Below are 20,393 nucleotides of genomic sequence, written 5' to 3'. Positions count from 1 at the left end.
CTTTGAAATATTTTAGTGACTCGCCGTGGTGCATGTTACAGTTTTATGCACAAAAAAAAGAGCGCCTAGTGGACGCTCTTTCAATCATAACTTTAGGACAAAAAGCGCTGGGTAAACGCCTTTTCGTTGTTGCCTATAACTGCTCGTTTAAGAAGGCGTTAAAGTCTGCCTGAAATGCAGATTTCAGCCGCATACACTGTTGAGACTCGTCCTGCATAATTTCGACACCGCGTGCCATTCCTTGATAGGTCTCGCTAATTGGCGCGTAGAACGCATTGGCCATTTCTAAGTTTTCAGCCGAACAGGTTGTTGAAACAAATTCCGGCATTCTGCTTACATGGTAATCAGGCATTTTTGCTAGTAGCGCGTCTTTATTCTTACTAAGCCACTCATACAATAGCGTATGATCGTCTAAGTTACGTGCTACTCTCACCACCATATACATGGTATTTGCAGGCGTAATATCATCGGTAAGCGCTAAATCTAACATTTTAAAGACGGTCGCTTTGTCTTCAAAGTACATCGAATACACCAGCGTGCTTTTCACATTTGGCAACTGTGCTTTTTTAAATGCCTCTACAATTGTATTAAACCATGTGCCCTGCTCGCCTTGTTCACTATTTCGCGTAGCAATTTCAATTGCTGTACCGGCAATACCGGAAGGAACACTGCTAGTATCTGCAAGGTACTGTTTCGCTATCTTAACGCTTTGTTCAACAAGTTGCTCATTGTTCGAATGAGTACCCAGTAAGCTGTATAGCTGGTTACGCAGGCGAATGACATCTGCGTTATCCTGCTCACTTTGAGACAAGGTAAGCTTGTTTAACAAAGGCATATAATTTTGATTTAGAAGCTTTGCATATGCGGCTTTATTGTCTTCATTTACTAAATAACTAAACTCAGCTAACACGCCAACAGCCGCACGAATGACCGCAGGGTCATCATCTTTTGCCAAGCTATTAAGCACCTTCATCACGCTGTCTACACCTACTTGATCTGCGTTTAACAGCGCCTGGTAGTTGTATAGCACATTTTTCTTTTCACGCTTATTTAGCGCATCAATATTATTTAGCAGTGCGTTTAACTGAGCTGGTTCAATTGACCAACGGAAGTAACCTGTTGCATTGTCATTAGGGTACACCCAGTCTGCTTCAGCAAGCTGAGGTAAAACTGTGGTTTCTTTATCAATAAAAACCACTTCGTTTAGTATTTTTCCGTTTGATTGATAAGTCAGCTTTAATGGAACTGCCCATGTCTTATCTTCCACGGTAGCGCCAGCAAGGTGAAAACGGGACTGGGTTAATTTGCCATCTTTTGAAATATGAATAAGTGGGTAGCCCGGCTGTTCCAAGTAGGCTTTCATCATGGCGCTTAAGTTGAAATCGGACACTTCATCTAGAGCGCGCCACAAATCGTCTGCTACGGTATTACCCCAAGCATGGGAATTCATGTAGTTTTGAACGCCTTCACGAAACTTTTCTGTACCAATTAGCGATTCAATCATTTGTAAAATTGATTCACCTTTTGAGTAGTTCAAGCCCAACCCATCCATCACATCTGGCTGACTTTTCACTACCTTTTTAACAGGTTTCACCGTGGGACTAGCATCTGCACCAAATGCTCCCTCTTGTACTATGCGATCGGCGTAGTTCAACTCTGGATACAAGGTTTTCATGGTATGGCTTGCAGCCCAAGACGCAAACGCTTCGTTCAGCCATAGGTCATCCCACCACGCCATTGTTACCAAGTTGCCAAACCATTGGTGAGCAAGTTCATGCGCGATAACATTTAGCGGTCGTGAACGCTCTGTGACGCTTGGGTTATCTTCTAGCAGTAACAAACTATCGCGATAGGTAATTAAACCTACGTTTTCCATTGCACCGTGGGTAAAGTTTGGTACGGCAACAAAATCCATTTTTTTATAGGGGTACTTGATACCGAAAAAATCTTCTAGCGAGGCTAGGATTTCTGGGATGTGTTTGATAACAAATTTGGTTTTATCGGCATACCCTTTTGGAACGTATATTTTTCCTGGCACCGACAGCCCAGAAATTTCAGCACTATCAAAAGGCCCTACGGTATAGGCGATAAGATATGTCGGCATGGGCTTAGTTTTTTCAAACACTACGGTTTTGATCCCGTTTTCCACTGTCACCTTTTCAACAGGTGTATTACCCACAATTTCCTGATGTTCAGGAGAACTGATGGTCATTTGATAAGGAATTTTGAAGTTTGGCTCATCAAAACTTGGAAACGCTTTTCGCGCATGCATATCTTCAAACTGGGTAAATATATAGTTGGTCTCTTCAAAACGTGACAGATACATGCCATCTGAAGACGTGTTCACTTTCCCTTCAAACGTAATCTCTAATGTATACTTTCCAGGCGCAATCTCATCTTGCGATTCGCCCCAATTGATGTCGTATTCTCCAATCGTAACATTTAGAGGAAAGCTGCTGCTTCCAGACACTAAACGCGCAGACGTCACGGTCAAATCTTGCTGATAAAAGCCCACTTTCTTAGTTGGGGTTTTAACCGTTACGTCAATATTCGTTTTTCCAGAATATGTAGGGTTGTCAGGGTCGATATTTAAGTGAATGTGTTGAAATGTGGGAGCGATTGTTGACGGTAAGCGGTATTCAACATCAGCAAGTGTCTTTTTCGCGGGTGATACGACTGCAGATGCAGTTTGCGCTTCTTGCGCCACTACTGCCGTTGTCGATAGCGATGTGAATGCAAAAACACTCGCAACCACACCAGCTAGTGTAGATAGTTGTTTCATTATGGTTTATCCATGTTATGGGAAAATCCCTATATTCATCCATGGGTAAGAATAAATATCAAAAAGGGCCTTAGCAATCTAAAGCCCTTTTGGCATTGGTTCAAATTGTTACTATTCATGTCAACCGCAAGAATTGTGCATTTCAGCGTACATTGACTCTGGCGAATTATCTTGTTTCTGCTTCGCTGCCTGCTGACAGCCAGATCGATTGAATAAGCCAGCAACTCTAGAAATGGTATCGTCGCAACTGCATTTGCATTTGCTTAACTTGCTGAACTAAGGCTTCACAGTTATCTACCACTTCTTTTGCATAGGTAGTATTGGCATTGCCCACCTGTTGAATACTGCTTACCCCTTTATTCACATCGTTAGCAACTTCTGTTTGTCCTTCAGCCATTGTGGCAGCGTCTTGGTTTAACGTTGTGATGCGTGCAACAGCGTCAAGCGCCTGCTTTAACGAATCGCCAGCATGTTTTGTGGTGTCCACGGTTTTATAGGCGGTTTCTTTGTTTTGCTGCATTTTCTCAGAAGCCACGCGGCTACCTTGCTGAAGGCGTTCAATCATATTGCGAATTTCTTCCGTGGAAGACTGCGTTCTGCTTGCTAGCGAGCGGACTTCGTCAGCGACAACGGCAAAGCCACGTCCCTGCTCACCAGCGCGAGCCGCTTCAATAGCTGCATTAAGCGCAAGTAGATTCGTTTGTTCCGCGATATTCCTGATAACTTCCATTACACCGCTAATTTCTTCACTTGCCTGAGCCAACTCAGTGATAACCTGTACTGACGCGTCCACATCGCTTGCCTGAGACTGGATGTCTTTAATGGTTTGCGCCAAAACGCTTACGCTGTTTCGCGTATCTTGATCGGCAGCGTGTGCCGCTTCACTTGAACTGCGAATGGTTGACGACACCGTTTGTGCATTCTGCTGCATTAACGAAATGGCGTTATTAATTGACTCGGTTTCTCGGCTAAGTTGTGAAACGGTATCTTTGGATTGCAACGCTGTTGCATTTAACCTTTCTGACTTTGCTAGCATGTGGTCGGTGGCTTCGTCCACACTCTGCAACGTGTCTTGTAACTGGCTAAGAAGTCCATTAAACGCTCTTGCCATGGTACCAAACTCGTCGCTTCTTGATGCCTGAAAACGGAACGTTAAATCTCCCTCACCAGAAGACAAGTTGTTTACTACCCCAATGAATTCTTCAAGTGGCTTGCCAACAATATACTTAACGAGCAACCAAATGGTGATCAAAATTCCCACGCTCGCCAATACGATTTTAAGTACAACAACCAACACAGAGCTTCGAACCATTGCCGATTTTTCTGACGTCGACGCCACTAATATAATATCGTAACCCCAAGGCGAAAACGGTACCACTTCTACAACCCAGTCATCATTAGGTTGAAGGGCGTCGGCGACCTGTCGGTCATTCACATGTGCGGAATGCATGCGAATGTTACCTTTTGCATCACGAAGGGCAACAAAGCCTTCTTTTAGCACGTGACTTTGCTTAATGGCTTGCTCTAAGACGTTAAGGTCGGCTGAGTACCCCACATACCAAATGCCCACAACATCACCACTGCTGTTAAACATTGGCTCGTAACCTGTCAAATAAGGGCTACCCAAAATATCAACCGCACCGTAATACGCTTCCTGCTGATTAATCTTTTTAATCGCCTTGCCATCAGGGGCCAACTTAGTGCCAATTGCCCTCTCGCCATTTTTAATGACATTGGTACTCACGCGAATATAGTCGTCTCCTGTTTTACTAAAAAGCGTGGCGGTGCCTCCCATTACGCTTGTAAGGTTATCGACCAAATCGAATGTGTTAGCTTGTTCCGCATTGCCCAACCTTAGCTGCCGAGCCTGCGTATTTTTAACGGTAACAATATCGGTTTGATTGGGTTCACCGATTGCCTTACCTCGCTGTTTAAGCAACGCCATACTGCTTTTGACGCGTTCAAGCATGATAGAGTCAGTCACAGTAAGAATATTCACTAAACGATCGGCGGTGTTCTTCTTTTGCTCTTGAACAAGGGTTGAAACATTTGAGGAAGTGGTGATAACCGTTGCCACGGCAACAATTAAAGCGAACAAAGCGATAACAGCAGAAATAGAAAATAGAAACTTTCTTTGAATGGACATTTATCATCTCGATGTGTAGACGTTTAATACAAAGCCATTCCGTTGCGCTTTCTAACCTCGGCCTTTAATTTTTTACCAAACAGCACAACGGCTTGAGGCTGCAATCCCTTTATATTAATTTAGGCAAAAATTACGTAAGAGCAAATTATCCAAACGTTTATATTTAAAAAAAGTTGTCCAATTAACAACCGATTAGCAGTCTGTGCTACTTCATGGTCACCTTTGTGCCAACAATTTTCAGTGCAGGTGCACCTCGAATTAAGGCATTCCTTGCAAACTGTCCGTGACAAGAAGGGCAAACTCCTTCTTCATGAGTAAAGTCCTCAACTATTCTCTCTTTAAAGCATTTAACCAACGCGCCTTTGCCGCCTTTTCGATATTTAAATAGCTGGAACTTGCACTTGGAGCAATAAATTTGCACGGTTCTGACCGGCCCTTTTGCATTAGGTTTTGCCATAATTTCTCTTTGTATGTTTTAGGATCCTTCAAATTTCACCTTTTGTCGAAATGCGACAAATTGTAAATCTCGGTTATACTTTCGTGAGGGCGCGTCGCCCTTGGGTACAAACCACTAGCATGCTTGCCTCGATGTTAGCGAGTTAAGAACGAAGGTAATATCAATGAAGATAATTGCAGCCCTGTGCTTTTTAATGTCTGCGCCGATTTATGCCGGTACAGCCGTGATAATAAATGCCAATAACAATTCTGGGATCGATATCGATACCGTCAAGAAAATATATTTGGGGAAAGTAAAAGCATTTCCCGATGGAAGTCGCGCAATTCCCCTTACCTTCGAACAAGGTAATAATATCAGAGACGCTTTTAATAATAATGTGCTTGGAAAATCTGAATCACAATACTCCGCATTCTGGTCGAAGCTTGTGTTTACTGGCAGAGGCACCCCCCCTGAAATGATAGCAACTGAGGATGAGATGTTAAATCTTGTCGCAACCAACCCCAATACCATAGGTTTTGTGGATGAAGGTAAAGTTGATGGCACGGTAAAAGTTGTCGGTACATTTTAGGGCCTGCTGTTGTTTAATATTCAGCAAAGATCAACAAGCCTTGGTTATGTAAACTAGGAACAATTGGCGACGCCTTGTCTAAATGCGTCGCCCTTTTTAGGCGTCTAGCTTCAATCAGGAAGTGTCGAAAGATAGTTAATGTTTGCAAAAGCCATTATGACATCTTTGGCGAAGTCGACCCTAGGATGACGAAGCGCTCCTTTTTTCCACACTAAATAAACATCATTTTCTGGGCCTGGCTTGCCCAGCGCGACCAATTCGCCTTTTGCAATACCTTCTTTACATAAGTAGTCAGGCAAAACGGAATAACCAATTCCCGCTTTGATAATACTACTTATTGCTCTTATATCGGGGCAAACAGCCGCGACAGGCGACTCACACGCGGCATTAAATACCTCCGAAAAGTATCGCCGAACAAGCGGTAACTGTTCATCATACGTCACTACTTTATGTTGGTTGAGTAGCGCTGCCGATATTTCTCTTTCTCCCAGCAACTTTCCCTGCACACGGTTCATCACTAAGATTAAGCGCTCTTTATCTAACTTCTGATATTCATACATCGCGTCAGTTGGCTCAGAGGCGGTAATGGCAAGTTCCGCTACATCGTTCTCCAACAAATGATAAATATTACTTTTGTTGCCGGTATGGATCACTAAATTCACTTTATCGGCCTGAAGCAAGTTAGCGAGTGCCGGACCTGCCACCAGACTGAGGTACTCCGCAGGGCCTGCTAGGTGTAACGTGCCGTGATCGGTGGAAGCACGACTGCGAATAGAAGCCACTTTCTGCTCTAACGTATCAATGTGACTGGCGACCTGCAGCGCCAAGTCATCAGCGATAGCCGTTGGCTCAACGCCTCTCGCTTTTCTTATGAACAACTCTTTACCGACAATATTCTCCATGGCTTGTATGTGAGAAGTGACCGCTGGCTGAGACATATGAAGGCGAGCTGCAGCACGTGTAATGTTGCCGCTTCGATAAACTTCTACAAAGGTTTTTAACTGTGTTAAGTAAGACATAATCCCTACCCATCAGATTTTTGATGACTCGTCACAATTTATCTGACTTCTCGATGTAAGCCAACCTCTCTAAGATACACGCACTTTCTAATGCGACAGGAGCTGCACATGAAATCAGCATCATCAATTTTATCGCTCGCCATTATTGCGGGTTTATCGCAGTCGGCCTATGCGGCAGACGTTAAAGCTGCGAATGCCAGTAAAGGCGAAATACTTGTACTACTTTCAAGTGAAAATGTAATGCAACTTGCAGATGGAAAAACAGAGCCTACAGGCTATTACCTTAACGAGTTTGGTGTGCCGGCAAAAGCATTGGTAGAAGCAGGCTACAAACTGGTATTGGCCACGCCAAAAGGCAATGCGCCTTCTGTAGATAAAAAGTCAGTAATACCGCAATACTTTGATGGCGGCGAATCGCAAATGCGAGACATTCAAACATTTGTAGCGTCAATAGAAGGCATTGATGACACGCTGTCATTGAGCGAAGTGATTGGACAAGGGCTGGAAGAGTTTGAAGGCGTATTCATTCCAGGCGGTCATGCACCGCTTATCGACCTGGCAAACAATCCTCAAGTGGGTGAAATTTTGTCTCACTTTCACAATGAAGGAAAACCTACTGCCGCTATCTGCCATGGCCCAATCGCCTTACTTTCTGGGCAATCTAACCCGCAGGCATTTGAACTGGCATTGAAATCCGGTGAGCAAGCCTCATCTGAGAGTTGGATTTATGATGGCTACAAAATGACAATCTTCTCCACACCGGAAGAGGCCTATTTTGAAAGCACGTTAAACGACGCAACGTTATTGTACTACCCAGCAGACGCCATGGCGCAAGCGGGTGGCAAGATGGAATTCAAAGAAATGTGGGCGCCCAATGTAGTAGTAGACCGTGAGCTTATTACAGGCCAAAACCCGTTTTCTGATGAACTGTTAGCTGAAAAGCTTTTACAACAGTTAAATTCACAATCTAATTAAGGACAGGCAACACTATGCTTAATTTTACGTTTAAGAATCAAACCGAAATTTTGTTCGGCAAAGGGCAACTAAGTGAAGTGTCTTCACGTTTGCCGAAACAAGCAAAAGTCCTCTTCCTCTACGGTGGCGGCTCAATTAAGAAAAATGGTATTTACGATAAAGTAACGACTGCACTAGCAGGTGCTGAAGTCATTGAGTTTCAGGGTGTTGAACCAAACCCAGAATTTGAAACACTGATGAAAGCTGTGAATGTCGCCCGTGAAAATGACGTGAACTTCATTCTTGCGGTTGGCGGTGGAAGTGTTATTGATGGCGCGAAATTCGTAGCTGCTGCCGTTAACTTTGCAGGCGATCCGTGGGACATACTTGTTAAAGGTGCAGCATTTAAAAATCCATTACCTATTGGCGCAGTACTTACTTTACCTGCGACAGGGTCTGAGAGTAACGGTAACTCGGTAGTAAACAGAAAAGAAACGTCGCAAAAACGCGCGTTTTCTTCTGAAACAGTTCAGCCTGTTTTTGCCGTACTTGATCCTGAGTTCACCTATTCACTTCCACCACGTCAAGTATCAAACGGCGTGGTTGATGCTTTTGTTCACGTGATTGAGCAATACCTTACCTACCCTGTAAACGCACCGCTTCAAGACCGCTTTGCAGAAGGAATCTTACAAACCTTAGTTCAAGAAGGTCCTAAAGCGTTAGCGACGCCTGAAGATTACGATGTGCGTGCAAACGTAATGTGGTCAGCAACAATGGCGCTTAACGGATTAATCGGCAAAGGTGTACCGCAAGACTGGGGCACACATATGATAGGTCACGAACTTACTGCGTTACACGGTTTAGATCACGCCGTGACCTTAGCAATTGTTCTACCGTCGTTAATGTTCGTGCAGCGTGACAAAAAGCAGGAAAAAATTCTGCAGCTAGGTGAGCGCGTGTTTGGCATTCAGGAAGATGACAAAGAAAAGGCCATTGACTTAACCATAAAAGCGGTTCAGGACTTTTTTGAAACTATGCAGGTTAAAACTCGCCTGTCAGACCACAACATTGAAAAGTCTGCCATTGATGGGCTAATCGAGAACCTTGAACGCAACGGCTTAACAGCGCTTGGCGAGCATGGTGACATCGATCTTGCTAAAGCCCGTGAAATTCTAACTCTTGCGGCATAACCCCTAGATTTTAAAGCACTCAGCCTTCGCTGAGTGCTTTTGTGTTTATTTAAAAAGAGAGAAATATGACTGCATTATTTGAACAATTTTCGTTAAAAGACGTGACGCTTCGCAATCGTATTGCTGTGCCTCCTATGTGCCAATACTCTGCAGAAGATGGGTTTACAAATCAGTGGCATGAAGCAAACTACCAGTCATTTGCCCGAGGCGGTGCTGGATTGGTTATCGTTGAGGCAACCGCCGTCTCGCCAGAAGGACGCATCACGCCAAATTGCTTAGGTATTTGGAAAGATGAACACGTTAGTGGCTTAAAAAATGTTGCTGATCGTATAAAAAGCCAAGGCGCTGTTGCTGGAATTCAAATTGCACATGCCGGGCGCAAAGCGAGTGCTAACCGCCCTTGGGAAGGCGATGACCACATTCAGCCAAGTGAAGAAAAAGGGTGGCAGCCTATTGGACCTTCGGCAGAAGCCTTTGGGGCACACTTACCTGTTACGCCTACAGAAATGACCAAAGCCGATATTGAGCGCGTTAAGAGTGACTTTGTGAAAGGTGCCCAGCGCGCGCTTGAAGCTGGATTCGAGTGGCTTGAACTGCATTTTGCCCACGGTTATTTGGCTCAAAGCTTTTTCTCGAAGCACGCCAATAAGCGTACCGACGAATACGGCGGTGATGCGCAAGGCCGTGGCCGATTCTTACTTGAAACACTGAGCGCAGTGCGTGCGGTTTGGCCTGAAAACCTACCGCTTACCGTACGCTTTGGCGTTATCGAATACGATGGTGATGACGAACAGACGTTGAGCGAGTCTATCGAACTTGTAAAACAGTTCAAAGAAATTGGTACTGATTTCGTTAGCGTTAGCGTTGGCTTTAACACGCCTGATGCGAATATTCCTTGGGGCCCGGCTTTCCTTGCTCCAATTGCGAAAAAGGTACGTGATGAAGCCGGGATCCCGGTTGCTACAGCGTGGGGAGTAGACACACCAGAGCTCGCCAACGATACCATTGAAAACCAACAACTTGACGTTGTTATGGTAGGTAGAATGCATCTTACTAACCCACACTGGTCTTACTTTGCAGCGAAAAAGCTAGGCGTTGAAAAACCATCTTGGGTAATGCCTGCACCATATGCACACTGGTTGGAGCGTTACGCACCATCAGACGAAAGGTAATTATTGACTTTACAGGCAGCAGTGTTTTCGAGCACTGCTGTGTTTTTCCTCGTCTTTTGCCAATAACGTATAACGTTGCGTCTCTGCACTTGCTTTTTTCCAAGTTAGGTTTAAGGTTGCTATAAACCTCCTTCAAGATTTGGAAGAATGCAGGTTAAAGATTTTTTTTCCTCATCAGCAAAGCTTGCTGATCTAACGTCACTCCGAAGGCGCCGTGTCATTCAAATAAGCGCGGTAACAGGCTTCGGGCTTTTCGCTTCATCTCTGGTCGCGAGAGGCATAACTTTTGATATCTTTTTACTGGGCTTGTTCTCATTAATCGTCACTGGCTCGCTCGCATACAAGTATTACGTTACCACCAGCAGTTACCTACTTTTGGGCGCTATGTCGTCAATGCTGTTTGCCCTATCCGCAACAGGTGCAGGCGTATTTGATATCGCCATGATTGGCTATCCTGGCGTCATCATATTTGCGGCTTTATTAGGTGGAATTGCCCTATTTGGCACCGTTTTATCTTTAGTGCTTCTTCAGTGCATTACGCTTACGTGGTTGATTATGCACGATGTAGTAACACCAAACCCGCCTATTTTGAGCTGGTCTCACGTGCTCTTCATCATGGTTATTTACGTTATTACGGGCTTCAGCGTTTTTATTTTGATACAGGATATTCGTCGGCTTATGCAGTCACTGCAGCAAGAGGTGTCTAAAGTTGAGCAAAATAGAGCACATATCCAGCACTTAGCACATCACGATCCGCTCACAAACTTGCCAAATAGGATTTTGGGCGAGCGACTTTTCAACGAAAAGCTACGTGAGAGTGAAGAAAAAGGGCTTCAGCTCGCGCTGCTGTTTATAGACTTAGACAACTTTAAACCCGTGAATGACGCTCTTGGCCATGCTGCGGGCGATCGGTTTCTTCAAAAAATATCTCAAACCATCACCGACCACCTATCCACAAAGCAAAGTTTAATACGCTTCGGTGGCGATGAGTTTATTGTGTTGGCGCCAGAAATATCAGACAAATCTGAAATCGATGACTTATGTAAGAACTTAATTACGTGGTGTTCGAACGAATTCGAAGTGCTGCAAACCAAAGTGGTAGTATCGGGTTCAATTGGTGTAGCACAAGCGCCTTATGACGGAATTAAATTTAAACAGCTGTGCCGAAAAGCTGATATTGCCATGTACGAAGCGAAACGCAACGGCAGAAATAGATACGAATACTATGACGTGCGCTTTGACGAAGAAAACGATGAAAAATTCACACTTATTCAGCGTTTGCGCCCGGCTGTACAGGCCAATGAATTCGAGGTGTACTACCAACCGTTGATAGACCTTGCCTCTAACGAGGTTCAAGCAGTAGAGGCGCTTTTGAGATGGCCTCAGAAAGACGGCTCAATGATATTCCCCGACAAGTTCATACCTTTAGCGGAAAGCAGTGGCCTGATCATCCCTCTTGGTGCGTGGGTGTTAAACCAGGCTTGTGAATTTTGCGCTAAACAGCATGAAAACGGTCATACTAATCTTACGGTTGCCGTAAACTTATCCTTCGCACAATTCAAAGATGGTACGCTCCCCGCTGTCGTTGAGCAGGCCTTGCAAAATTCACAATTAGCACCGCAATTTTTAGAGCTGGAGCTAACTGAAACCATACTCGCGGATGAAAATGGCACCACTGGCGAACAACTTGAAGCCATTAAATCGTTAGGCGTGCACTTTGCTATTGATGATTTTGGTACCGGTTACTCTAATTTAAATTATCTACAGACATTTAGCGCTCGCAAACTCAAAATAGACCGCATTTTTATCAACACCTTGGGCATTGGGGAAAACGACGCACCTTTAGTTGCAGCAATTATCAGCATTGCCGACAGCCTTGGCATGAAAGCGGTAGCTGAAGGTATTGAAAGTAAACCCGCTTTAGAAAAGCTAATAAAAATGGGATGTGACTTGGGCCAAGGCTATTATTGGAGCAAGCCACTCCCCGTGCCCGAGATAGAACGATTCTTAAGTAATCATCCAACAAAGTAACCACTTACACTAAAAATTCGGAAATGTTCCGCTGTGAAGGCACCGTTTTAGAGGCTCATTATATTTCAAACGGACGTTTTCATGCCGATGGCTTAATGCAGTATTGGCTTGCTGAAAAAATACCGAGCCGCCTAAATCGAAAAACGCTAAAACCCGTGATACGTCACAAACTCTTCGTTGTCGGCGCGAGTTGAGCGAACCTCGTTTGCAGCGAACTCTGGGTCTGGATAGCCCAAGGCTATGCAAATCATAATGGCCTCATCATCAGGGATGTTAGCGTGCTTGTGTACTACATCGGACTGCATAATGCCCTGACCATTGATAACACAACCAAGCCCTAAGTCCCATGCAGCTAGCACAATGCCATACGCCAGCGACCCTAAACCAAACTGGGTGATCCCTGCTGGCTCTAAAGACTTGTCATAGGTAAGCACCAAAGAAACGGGTGCATCAAACTGCCTAAAGCCGCGCATCATCCAATCCATACGCTTTTCCTTGTCTTCTCGGGTTATTCCCATTACGTCAAACAGCTGTATGGCTACATCAATTTGACGCTGACGGTGAATCCCCTCGTAGTCCTCTTTGTATGGAAAGTCTCGAACGTGCGGTTTACCTTCAAGTGTATTTTTGGTGTTGCCTTCACGAATTTTATCAAGCACGTCGCCTGTTACTGCATGAATTTTCCAGGTTTGCGTGTTATAGGACGATGGCGCCCACTTCGCTGCGTTGATAATCGCGTCTACTGTTTCCTTAGTAACAGGCTGTTTAGTGAACCCTCTAACACTCTTTCTTGATGCTGCAAACTCGGCAAAATTCATACACTTCCTTAAACGCGGTAATTGAACTTGTTAAGTTAGAGTAAACACGACGAGTTTGCTCTTCAATAGGCGGCAAACTTAATTCAGATTGTTTGTTTTTATAGATATATATAGAAGTTTGTAAACCCTTTCATTTAGCAGTGCGTAGCAAAAGCATGTCATGAGTCAGGCACACATGATGTTTATGGAAGTTTGGCTTTCGAAAGAAGCATACGAAAGGAGTTTTATAATGGCTAAGAAACCGCAATTAACCACGTCGGCAGGCGCCCCCGTAGTAAGTAACGAAACCACTAAAACAGCAGGAGAGCGCGGCCCCGCCCTCTTACAAGATTATCAACTAATCGAAAAGTTAGCGCATCAAAACCGCGAACGAATTCCAGAACGTGTCGTTCACGCGAAAGGCTGGGGTGCACAGGGCACATTTACGGTCACGCACGACATTACCGATTACACATGCGCTGACTTATTCTCAGAAGTGGGTAAACAAACTGAAGTATTAAGCCGGTGGTCTACGGTAGCAGGAGAATCAGGCGCAGCTGATACCGAGCGTGACGTGCGAGGCTTTAGCTTGAAGTTTTACACACAACAAGGCAACTGGGATATGGTAGGTAATAATACTCCTATCTTCTTCATTCGCGATGGATACAAGTTCCCTGACTTCATTCGTACGCAAAAACGTCATCCGAAAACTAACCTGCGCTCACCAGAAGCCATGTTCGACTTTTGGGCTGCACAGCCAGAAAGCGTGCATCAAGTTACCATTTTAATGTCGGACCGTGGTATTCCGGTGTCACCTATGCACATGAACGGCTATGGCAGCCACACTTTCAGCATGTGGAATAAAGAAGGCAAGCGTCATTGGGTGAAGTTCCATTTCAAAACTCAACAAGGCATTAAAAACTACACCAATGAAACGTCTGAAAAAATCATTGGAAGCACTCGGGAAAAATATCAAGAAGAGCTATATAACGCCATTGAAGAAGGCAATTTCCCAAAATGGACAATGTACATTCAGGCCATGCCAGAAGAGGAAGCAGGACAGCAAAGCTATAACCCGTTCGACCTAACCAAGGTGTGGCCGCACGATGACTATCCGCTTATTGAAGTTGGCGAACTGGAAATGAACAGAAATCCAGAAAACTACTTTCAAATGATAGAAAACGCAGCATTCAGTCCGTCAAATGTTGTCCCTGGTATTGGCTTTAGCCCTGACAAAATGCTTCAGGCTCGCATATTTTCTTATGCTGATGCCCATCGCTATCGTTTGGGCACACACTATGAAGCACTCCCCGCTAACGCGCCGAAAAATAGCAAGGTAAACCACTATCACAAAGACGGCGCGATGCGCTTCTTTACCAATGATTTTGGTAACCCTGACGCCTACTATGAGCCCAATCAATACGAAGGTCCGGTGGCTGACTTTTCAGTGAAAGAGCCTCCGCTTCGCATTGATGGAGACGCTGATAGATATCATCAAGATGAAGCAGATGTGGATTACGTGCAGCCGCGAAAACTGTATGAGATGTTTTCTGATGATCAAAAAGAACGGCTGTATAAAAACTACGCTGCCGCAATGGGCCCGTGCTCAGATAGCGTAAAAGAGCGTTGGTACGCCGTGCTAGAAAAGGTACATCCAGACTACGCCGCAGGCGTACGAAATGCGGTAGAAAGCTTAGATACCGACGTAAATACGGTACCGATTACTGAAAATACCCCTATCGAAGATAGCTAAACGCTATTGTTGTAAGGTATTGCGGCCCAGCAGTTTTCTCTTACTGGAATCTGCTGGGCTCCACAATTTAACAAACATGGCATATTTTTAATACTTGCCTAAAACACATCTAACTGATGATAAAGAGACTTCTGTCATCAAAATATGCTCATTGAACTTTAGAACAAAACTTGTCGAGTAAGTTTGCGAGATTGAAAATTGTGGCTTACGTTTAATGTATCTAAACGTTTATAGCGCTATGTATGTCGTTATTTAAGAAGTCAAAAACAGAACAATCCACCTCTCGCCAAGCTCCATGGAAAATAGCCATAATCGATGATGAAGAAGGCGTTCATGAGGTCACTAAACTCACTCTGCGGAAATTTAATTTCGAAAAACGCGGGGTTGAATTTCTATCAGCTCACAGTGGCGCTGAAGGCCTAGCACTTTTCAAAGAAAATCCAGACATCGCTCTCGCTTTCGTTGATGTGGTGATGGAAACTGACGATGCGGGTTTGAATTTGGTTGATGCCATTCGCAACGAGCTCAATAACCATACCGCCCGCCTTATTCTGCGAACAGGTCAACCTGGTCAGGCGCCGGAAGAAGAGGTAATCAGGCGTTACGACATAAACGACTACAAAGCCAAAACTGAATTATCATCGCTTAAACTTAAGTCTTGTGTGTACACAGCAATAAGGTCGTATCGGGATATTCAGACTATTGAGCAAGGTAAGCGCGGTATGGAAGACGTTTTAAAATCCTCGTCTTCCGTTTTAGCAAGCCAGTCTTTAGCCCAATTTGGCACCGCAGTGTTGAAACAGACACTTACACTGCTTAACCTAAACAACTCTGTACTCTACTTGTCTACTCAGCACACCGACTTATATGGCGATACGACCATGACGGTGCTAGGCGCCAGCGGCGACCTAGTTGGATTATGCGAACCTGGAATTTCTAGCCGAATTCCTGAAACCATCGAAGAAGAAATCAAACAAGTCTTAGAAAGCAAAAGTCACTATCAGTCTAAAGATTTATTCATCGGCTACTACCCTACTGGAGAAGATAGCCACAACATCTTGTATGTTAAATTAGATCATCCACTGGATGCTCTGCAGCGCAAGACCTTAGAGATGTTTGCCTCTAATGTGGCGGTAATATTCCAAAATCTCACGCAAAAAGAAGACATACAAAAAACCCAAAAAGAACTCATTATGGTGCTTAGCGACGCAATCGAAATGCGGAGTAAAGAGACCGGTGGCCATGTGAGAAGGGTCATTCTTATGACCGAATTTCTCTCTGAAAAGCTTCACATGAGCCGAGAGTTTATTGAGACCATACGGTATTCAGCCGCACTTCATGACGTGGGTAAAATTAGCATTCCTGAAACTATTTTACATAAGCCGGGCAAACTCGACCCAGAAGAATGGGAGATCATGAAGACCCATGCACAAAAAGGCTACGAGCTACTTGCGGGATCTGATCGCATCGTTGCTAAAATGGGCGCCATCATTGCGAAAACGCATCATGAGCGGTGGGATGGTCAAGGTTACCCTGAAGGTTTAGCTGGAGACGACATTCCCGTGGAGGGTCGTATTATGGCAATTGTCGACGTTGTCGACGCATTGCTATCTAAGCGCTGCTATAAACCGGCATGGAGTCCTCAGGAAGTAAAAGCCTATCTTCATGAGAATTCCGGGAAACAATTCGACCCGCTTATCACCCACATTATGATAGAGCACTTCGACAGGATCCTTGAAATCAGAGCCACAGAACCGGACGAAGATGAATGAAAGAAACGCTAGAATTAATCTTATTACGCGTTAGCCAAAGCGCAGATATTGATAAAGGTGAATTAGACGTTGCTTCTAGACTTATTATCAACTCGGTGTGTGAGGGTTTGCAAATTACTCGAGCTGGCATTTGGTTGTATGATGAAATGCAAACACTGGTCCAGTGCACATTGCTCATTGATAAGGGTAATGACCTGGACCACGAAAGCTTAGTACTTACCCGAAAAGACTTTCCTCACTATTTCGAGGCGCTAGATTCAGAGAGAACCATTGCGGCCCACGACGCATTAACAGATGTTGCAACATTTGAATTTGCAGAAGTGTATTTAACGCCGCTTGGAATTAGCTCTATGCTTGATGTCCCTATTCGCCACCGCGGCAAAATGATTGGGATAATTTGTTGTGAACACCAAGGCAAAGCCCGTGAATGGCATGCCGATGAAGTTGTATTTGCGGCATCACTGGCAGACCTTTACGGGCGTGCAGTGAGTGCAAATGAGCGCGCAGATTACGAGCAGAGGCTAATTGAGGCCAACCAAACCCTTGAGCAAAAAGTAATAGACCGCACGGCTGAACTTGAGGCCGCACAAGAAAAGCTCGTCGAGTCAGAAAAAATGGCGGCGTTAGGAAATCTAGTCGCAGGCATTGCTCACGAAGTTAATACGCCGTTAGGCATTGCACTTACCTCCGTCAGTAACTGCAAAGAAGAACTAAAAGGCATCTATCGAGACTTCGAAAACGATGAATTAACCGAGCAGGGTTTTAAAGACTTTGAAGCTATTTGCTCTGAAGGGCTAAACTTGGCTGAAACAAGCCTGATGCGGGCAGCGAATTTAGTACAAGACTTTAAGCGCACTTCTGCTGACCAAACGTCGTTAGAAATAGAAGAAATTGCATTAGACGAATATATCCCTAGAGTCTGTAACCCTTTAAAACCCATGCTTCGCAAAGAACAAGTTGAGCTAAGCATAGACGTTACGCCCAATTTGGTGATAACCACCTGTCCCGGCATTATTGCCCAATTGCTAACAAATTTAATCTCGAATGCTCAGCGTCACGCTTTTGGTCCATCGGTAAATAACGACGTAAATAGAGTAAGTGTGAGCTGCAGCAAAAATGCTAAAGGCATTGTGATTAGCGTACAAGACAATGGCAAAGGTATACCAGAGGCACTTCACAAGAAGGTATTCGAGCCATTTTACACCACGGCTCGTGATAAAGGCGGTACAGGTCTGGGCCTAAATATTTTATACAACTTAGTACGACAAAAATTTAACGGTGAGATTGACTTAACATCAACCCCAGGAGAGGGTACGAAAGTAACCGTGTGTATTCCGGTTGAAGCCTAGCGTGCCTCTCATTTTCCACAACCTATACCCTGCGTTATAAATTCCCTGTGCAGCGCGCGACATTATTAAAATGTCGCCCTCACGACAGACGTGAAATCAAAGGCTGGGCAAGCTAAATACAAAAACATAACAAGGCATGTAGAAATGCAACTTTCACATTGGCGAAGTTCCGGCCACTTTTTAAACGTCGACGGTCAGCAAGTTTTTTATAAAAAAGAAGGCACGGGACCAGTACTATTACTCATTCACGGATACCCCACCGCAAGTTTTGATTGGGCTAAAATATGGCCAGCACTTACAAACAAGTATCAATGCGTGACGCTCGATATGCCGGGGTTTGGTTTTAGCGATAAGTCACCAAAAAAATACTTAATTAAAGAACAAGCAGACACGATAAGTGAGGTAATAAGGCATTTAGGTATCACAAGTGCCCATGTTCTATCTCATGATTACGGTGATACGGTTGCGCAAGAAATGATGGCGAAGCAACTGGAAAACGACCTTGCCTTTCGCATCGAATCGCTGCACTTACTTAATGGTGGCCTTTTTCCTGAGACACATCGAGCTCTGCCCATTCAAAAGCTGCTGCTATCTCCATTTGGTGGTCTACTCATTCGCTTTTTAAACAAAAATGCAATTCGAAAAAGTATGCACAACATATTTGGCCCAAACACACCTCCTTCAGATCAAGACATCGATGATTTTTGGACACTTATCAGTGCAAATAATGGTCACCAACACATGCACTTGCTTTTGGACTATATGAAGCAGCGTAAACAATACCGAAAGCGCTGGGTAAGTGCACTGCAAAATGCCAATGCCCCTCTTCGACTAACCGCAGGTATGGCTGATCCAATCTCTGGCGCGCATATGGTGGCGCGGTACAAACAACTCATTCCTAATGCAGACGTAATTGAGCTCGATCAGATTGGGCACTATCCGCAAATTGAAAGTGCTGAAGCCGTGGTGAAATCTATAACAAGCTTTTTAGGTCGCTACGCTAACTAAACGTGAAACTTTGTATTGATACGTCACGCGACAGGGGTAATATAAAGCTTCACTGATTTAACTCTAGACTCGCAACCAACGTTTATGGACGCTTCAACCAACAACGAAATTATTCCTGCCGCTAGCTTTAAGCAGATTGATATTGGTTTCGTGACCCCTGCTGCTTCCATAAAACGGTTTGTACAATGCATATGGGTGATTGATAACCCAGAAGGCTCAGCTACGACGCTAAACGAAAAATTTTATCCCGATGCAGGTGCTAGTTTGACTTTTTATCTCGATCAAACTAACTGTGAAGCACAATTTTTTTACCATACTCAGGTCTGCGCCATGCCGTGGGAACTGGCTTGCAGACAAATAAGTGTAAGATTTAGGCCCGGTGCCTTGAAATACTTGTTCGGTTTAACCTTTGATGACAGTAAAAACCAACAAATCGACATCGCGTTGGCTATGGTTAAGCAGCGTGATTCCTATCAACGACTGCAAGCCTATCTTATTGGAAAAACTATTAGCCAGCAGTGCTTAGCAATACAGCACTGGTTGTTTGAGCTAGCAGAAAATACTGATGGAGCCTTTCAGAAATGGGAGCGCATGCTTTATCAGTCGATGAATTTACTGGTGCCCCCACAACATCTTGCCGATCAGTTCGGGGTCAGCCGAAGAACGCTGGAGCGCCAATTTCGCACTAACTTTGGTTTCTCGCCAAACAAACTGTATCAATTTGCTCAAATACGCCATGCTCGATCGTTATTAACCTCAAATTCTGAAGCGCTGAGCCACGTCGCATTGGCATGTGGTTACTTCGACCAAGCGCACTTTACGCATTCGTTTAGTGATTTCGCGCTGGAAACGCCCCTTCAGTATAGAAAGCGAAAGTTGTCGCAAATTTACAATTAAGCGTTTTGCTTAGACTTTATAGTTCTCCGCAGTTTAAAGGAGATCACTATGAAAAAACGTGTTACACAATCTGAGCTATATTCTGAATATCCCCATATTCTTGAACACCTCACAGGCTTGGTTAAGCCTTCAGTCAAAAGTACTTTAAGTCATAAACTCATACATTTAGTTAAGCTTCGTGCGTCACAAATTAATCAGTGCGGCTTCTGCCAACACATGCACGCCGAAGAAGCGAGAGAGTCTGATGAAAATCAGTCAAGGCTTGATGTATTGTCTGCATGGAGAGAGCTAGATTGCTTCAGTTTTGAAGAGAGAACAGCATTAGCGTGGACGGAAGCGTTAACGCTTATCCACTCTTCCACTATTACTGAAGAAATGTATAACAGTGTAGAAAGCACCTTCGGAAAAGAAGGGCTGATAGAACTCACGTCTATTATTCTTCAAATTAATAGCTGGAACCGTATTTCAGTAAGCCTTCAGTTTCAACCTTCTATTTAG

Annotated in this window: 16 protein-coding genes; 11 read left to right on the top strand and 5 right to left on the bottom strand. The window is 44.4% G+C overall.

The features are described 5' to 3' along the window. Positions 1 to 133: 133 nt before the first annotated feature. The 3 genes from NO989_RS11510 to NO989_RS11500 form a co-directional block, all read right to left on the bottom strand. Positions 134 to 2,782 carry a M1 family metallopeptidase gene (locus NO989_RS11510; RefSeq protein WP_342326013.1) on the bottom strand — a complete coding sequence of 883 codons (2,649 nt, stop codon included), beginning with the start codon at positions 2,780 to 2,782 and terminating at the stop codon, positions 134 to 136. Positions 2,783 to 3,008: 226 nt separating this feature from the next. After that, positions 3,009 to 4,928, bottom strand: coding sequence for a Cache 3/Cache 2 fusion domain-containing protein (locus NO989_RS11505; protein ID WP_371342571.1), 1,920 nt, complete (start codon positions 4,926 to 4,928; stop codon positions 3,009 to 3,011). A gap of 205 nt (positions 4,929 to 5,133) precedes the next feature. Continuing rightward, the gene (locus NO989_RS11500; RefSeq protein WP_014979627.1) at positions 5,134 to 5,385 is read right to left on the bottom strand and encodes a hypothetical protein; all 252 of its coding nucleotides are present in this window, start codon (positions 5,383 to 5,385) and stop codon (positions 5,134 to 5,136) included. Positions 5,386 to 5,548: 163 nt separating this feature from the next. Between NO989_RS11500 and NO989_RS11495 the strand changes: the two genes are divergently transcribed. After that, entirely contained in the window at positions 5,549 to 5,953 is a 405-nt protein-coding gene (locus NO989_RS11495; RefSeq protein ID WP_371342569.1) for a phosphate ABC transporter substrate-binding protein, read from the top strand. A gap of 110 nt (positions 5,954 to 6,063) precedes the next feature. Here the strand turns inward: NO989_RS11495 and NO989_RS11490 are convergent, their stop codons facing one another. Then, complete coding sequence (locus tag NO989_RS11490; RefSeq protein WP_014949894.1) at positions 6,064 to 6,972, bottom strand: LysR family transcriptional regulator; 909 nt, start codon at positions 6,970 to 6,972, stop codon at positions 6,064 to 6,066. Between the two features lie 108 nt (positions 6,973 to 7,080). Between NO989_RS11490 and NO989_RS11485 the strand changes: the two genes are divergently transcribed. From NO989_RS11485 to NO989_RS11470, 4 genes are all read left to right on the top strand, one after another. After that, positions 7,081 to 7,947, top strand: a complete 867-nt coding sequence (locus NO989_RS11485) for a type 1 glutamine amidotransferase domain-containing protein (protein ID WP_371342568.1) — start codon at positions 7,081 to 7,083, stop codon at positions 7,945 to 7,947. A 14-nt stretch (positions 7,948 to 7,961) separates the two neighbouring features. Continuing rightward, complete coding sequence (locus NO989_RS11480) at positions 7,962 to 9,116, top strand: iron-containing alcohol dehydrogenase (RefSeq protein ID WP_049586907.1); 1,155 nt, start codon at positions 7,962 to 7,964, stop codon at positions 9,114 to 9,116. A 65-nt stretch (positions 9,117 to 9,181) separates the two neighbouring features. Next, positions 9,182 to 10,288 (top strand): NADH:flavin oxidoreductase/NADH oxidase, encoded by a 1,107-nt coding sequence (locus NO989_RS11475; protein ID WP_014949897.1) that lies wholly within the window; start codon positions 9,182 to 9,184, stop codon positions 10,286 to 10,288. Between the two features lie 147 nt (positions 10,289 to 10,435). Next, a complete protein-coding gene (locus NO989_RS11470) occupies positions 10,436 to 12,319 on the top strand; it encodes a bifunctional diguanylate cyclase/phosphodiesterase (RefSeq protein WP_168463441.1) in 1,884 nt (627 codons plus the stop codon). A gap of 146 nt (positions 12,320 to 12,465) precedes the next feature. Here NO989_RS11470 and NO989_RS11465 read toward each other — a convergent pair whose 3' ends face one another. After that, positions 12,466 to 13,137, bottom strand: coding sequence for a nitroreductase (locus NO989_RS11465; RefSeq protein WP_168463440.1), 672 nt, complete (start codon positions 13,135 to 13,137; stop codon positions 12,466 to 12,468). A gap of 229 nt (positions 13,138 to 13,366) precedes the next feature. Between NO989_RS11465 and NO989_RS11460 the strand changes: the two genes are divergently transcribed. The 6 genes from NO989_RS11460 to NO989_RS11435 all read left to right on the top strand — a co-directional run bounded on the left by NO989_RS11460 (position 13,367) and on the right by NO989_RS11435 (position 20,393). Further along, complete coding sequence (locus tag NO989_RS11460) at positions 13,367 to 14,869, top strand: catalase (protein WP_039225577.1); 1,503 nt, start codon at positions 13,367 to 13,369, stop codon at positions 14,867 to 14,869. 242 nt (positions 14,870 to 15,111) lie between these two features. Continuing rightward, positions 15,112 to 16,641 carry a DUF3369 domain-containing protein gene (locus NO989_RS11455; RefSeq protein WP_269351260.1) on the top strand — a complete coding sequence of 510 codons (1,530 nt, stop codon included), beginning with the start codon at positions 15,112 to 15,114 and terminating at the stop codon, positions 16,639 to 16,641. Next, on the top strand, positions 16,638 to 17,990 hold the full coding sequence (locus NO989_RS11450) for a sensor histidine kinase (protein WP_371342565.1): 1,353 nt from the start codon (positions 16,638 to 16,640) through the stop codon (positions 17,988 to 17,990). Before NO989_RS11455 ends, NO989_RS11450 begins: the two co-directional genes overlap by 4 nt. 144 nt (positions 17,991 to 18,134) lie before the next feature. Further along, positions 18,135 to 18,998 carry an alpha/beta fold hydrolase gene (locus NO989_RS11445; protein ID WP_371342563.1) on the top strand — a complete coding sequence of 288 codons (864 nt, stop codon included), beginning with the start codon at positions 18,135 to 18,137 and terminating at the stop codon, positions 18,996 to 18,998. 84 nt (positions 18,999 to 19,082) lie between these two features. Then, a complete protein-coding gene (locus tag NO989_RS11440) occupies positions 19,083 to 19,895 on the top strand; it encodes a helix-turn-helix domain-containing protein (protein WP_371342561.1) in 813 nt (270 codons plus the stop codon). 48 nt (positions 19,896 to 19,943) lie between these two features. After that, the gene (locus tag NO989_RS11435) at positions 19,944 to 20,393 is read left to right on the top strand and encodes a carboxymuconolactone decarboxylase family protein (protein WP_039225299.1); all 450 of its coding nucleotides are present in this window, start codon (positions 19,944 to 19,946) and stop codon (positions 20,391 to 20,393) included.

This window comes from Alteromonas sp. DY56-G5 (genome assembly GCF_041414725.1).
GTDB classification, from domain to species: domain Bacteria; phylum Pseudomonadota; class Gammaproteobacteria; order Enterobacterales; family Alteromonadaceae; genus Alteromonas; species Alteromonas macleodii.
The sequence above is the reverse complement of the archived record's forward strand: the minus strand, read 5'-3'. Positions and strand labels throughout refer to the sequence as shown.

Bases quoted from the DNA above. Each gene is read 5' to 3' on its own strand.
- NO989_RS11510 (WP_342326013.1), bottom strand. From the start codon at position 2,782: ATGAAACAACTATCTACACTAGCTGGTGTGGTTGCGAGTGTTTTTGCA.
- NO989_RS11455 (WP_269351260.1), top strand. From the start codon at position 15,112: ATGTCGTTATTTAAGAAGTCAAAAACAGAACAATCCACCTCTCGCCAA.
- NO989_RS11475 (WP_014949897.1), top strand. From the start codon at position 9,182: ATGACTGCATTATTTGAACAATTTTCGTTAAAAGACGTGACGCTTCGC.
- NO989_RS11450 (WP_371342565.1), top strand. From the start codon at position 16,638: ATGAAAGAAACGCTAGAATTAATCTTATTACGCGTTAGCCAAAGCGCA.
- NO989_RS11435 (WP_039225299.1), top strand. From the start codon at position 19,944: ATGAAAAAACGTGTTACACAATCTGAGCTATATTCTGAATATCCCCAT.
- NO989_RS11445 (WP_371342563.1), top strand. From the start codon at position 18,135: ATGCAACTTTCACATTGGCGAAGTTCCGGCCACTTTTTAAACGTCGAC.
- NO989_RS11495 (WP_371342569.1), top strand. From the start codon at position 5,549: ATGAAGATAATTGCAGCCCTGTGCTTTTTAATGTCTGCGCCGATTTAT.
- NO989_RS11480 (WP_049586907.1), top strand. From the start codon at position 7,962: ATGCTTAATTTTACGTTTAAGAATCAAACCGAAATTTTGTTCGGCAAA.
- NO989_RS11485 (WP_371342568.1), top strand. From the start codon at position 7,081: ATGAAATCAGCATCATCAATTTTATCGCTCGCCATTATTGCGGGTTTA.
- NO989_RS11440 (WP_371342561.1), top strand. From the start codon at position 19,083: ATGGACGCTTCAACCAACAACGAAATTATTCCTGCCGCTAGCTTTAAG.
- NO989_RS11460 (WP_039225577.1), top strand. From the start codon at position 13,367: ATGGCTAAGAAACCGCAATTAACCACGTCGGCAGGCGCCCCCGTAGTA.
- NO989_RS11465 (WP_168463440.1), bottom strand. From the start codon at position 13,137: ATGAATTTTGCCGAGTTTGCAGCATCAAGAAAGAGTGTTAGAGGGTTC.
- NO989_RS11505 (WP_371342571.1), bottom strand. From the start codon at position 4,928: ATGTCCATTCAAAGAAAGTTTCTATTTTCTATTTCTGCTGTTATCGCT.
- NO989_RS11490 (WP_014949894.1), bottom strand. From the start codon at position 6,972: ATGTCTTACTTAACACAGTTAAAAACCTTTGTAGAAGTTTATCGAAGC.
- NO989_RS11470 (WP_168463441.1), top strand. From the start codon at position 10,436: ATGCAGGTTAAAGATTTTTTTTCCTCATCAGCAAAGCTTGCTGATCTA.
- NO989_RS11500 (WP_014979627.1), bottom strand. From the start codon at position 5,385: ATGGCAAAACCTAATGCAAAAGGGCCGGTCAGAACCGTGCAAATTTAT.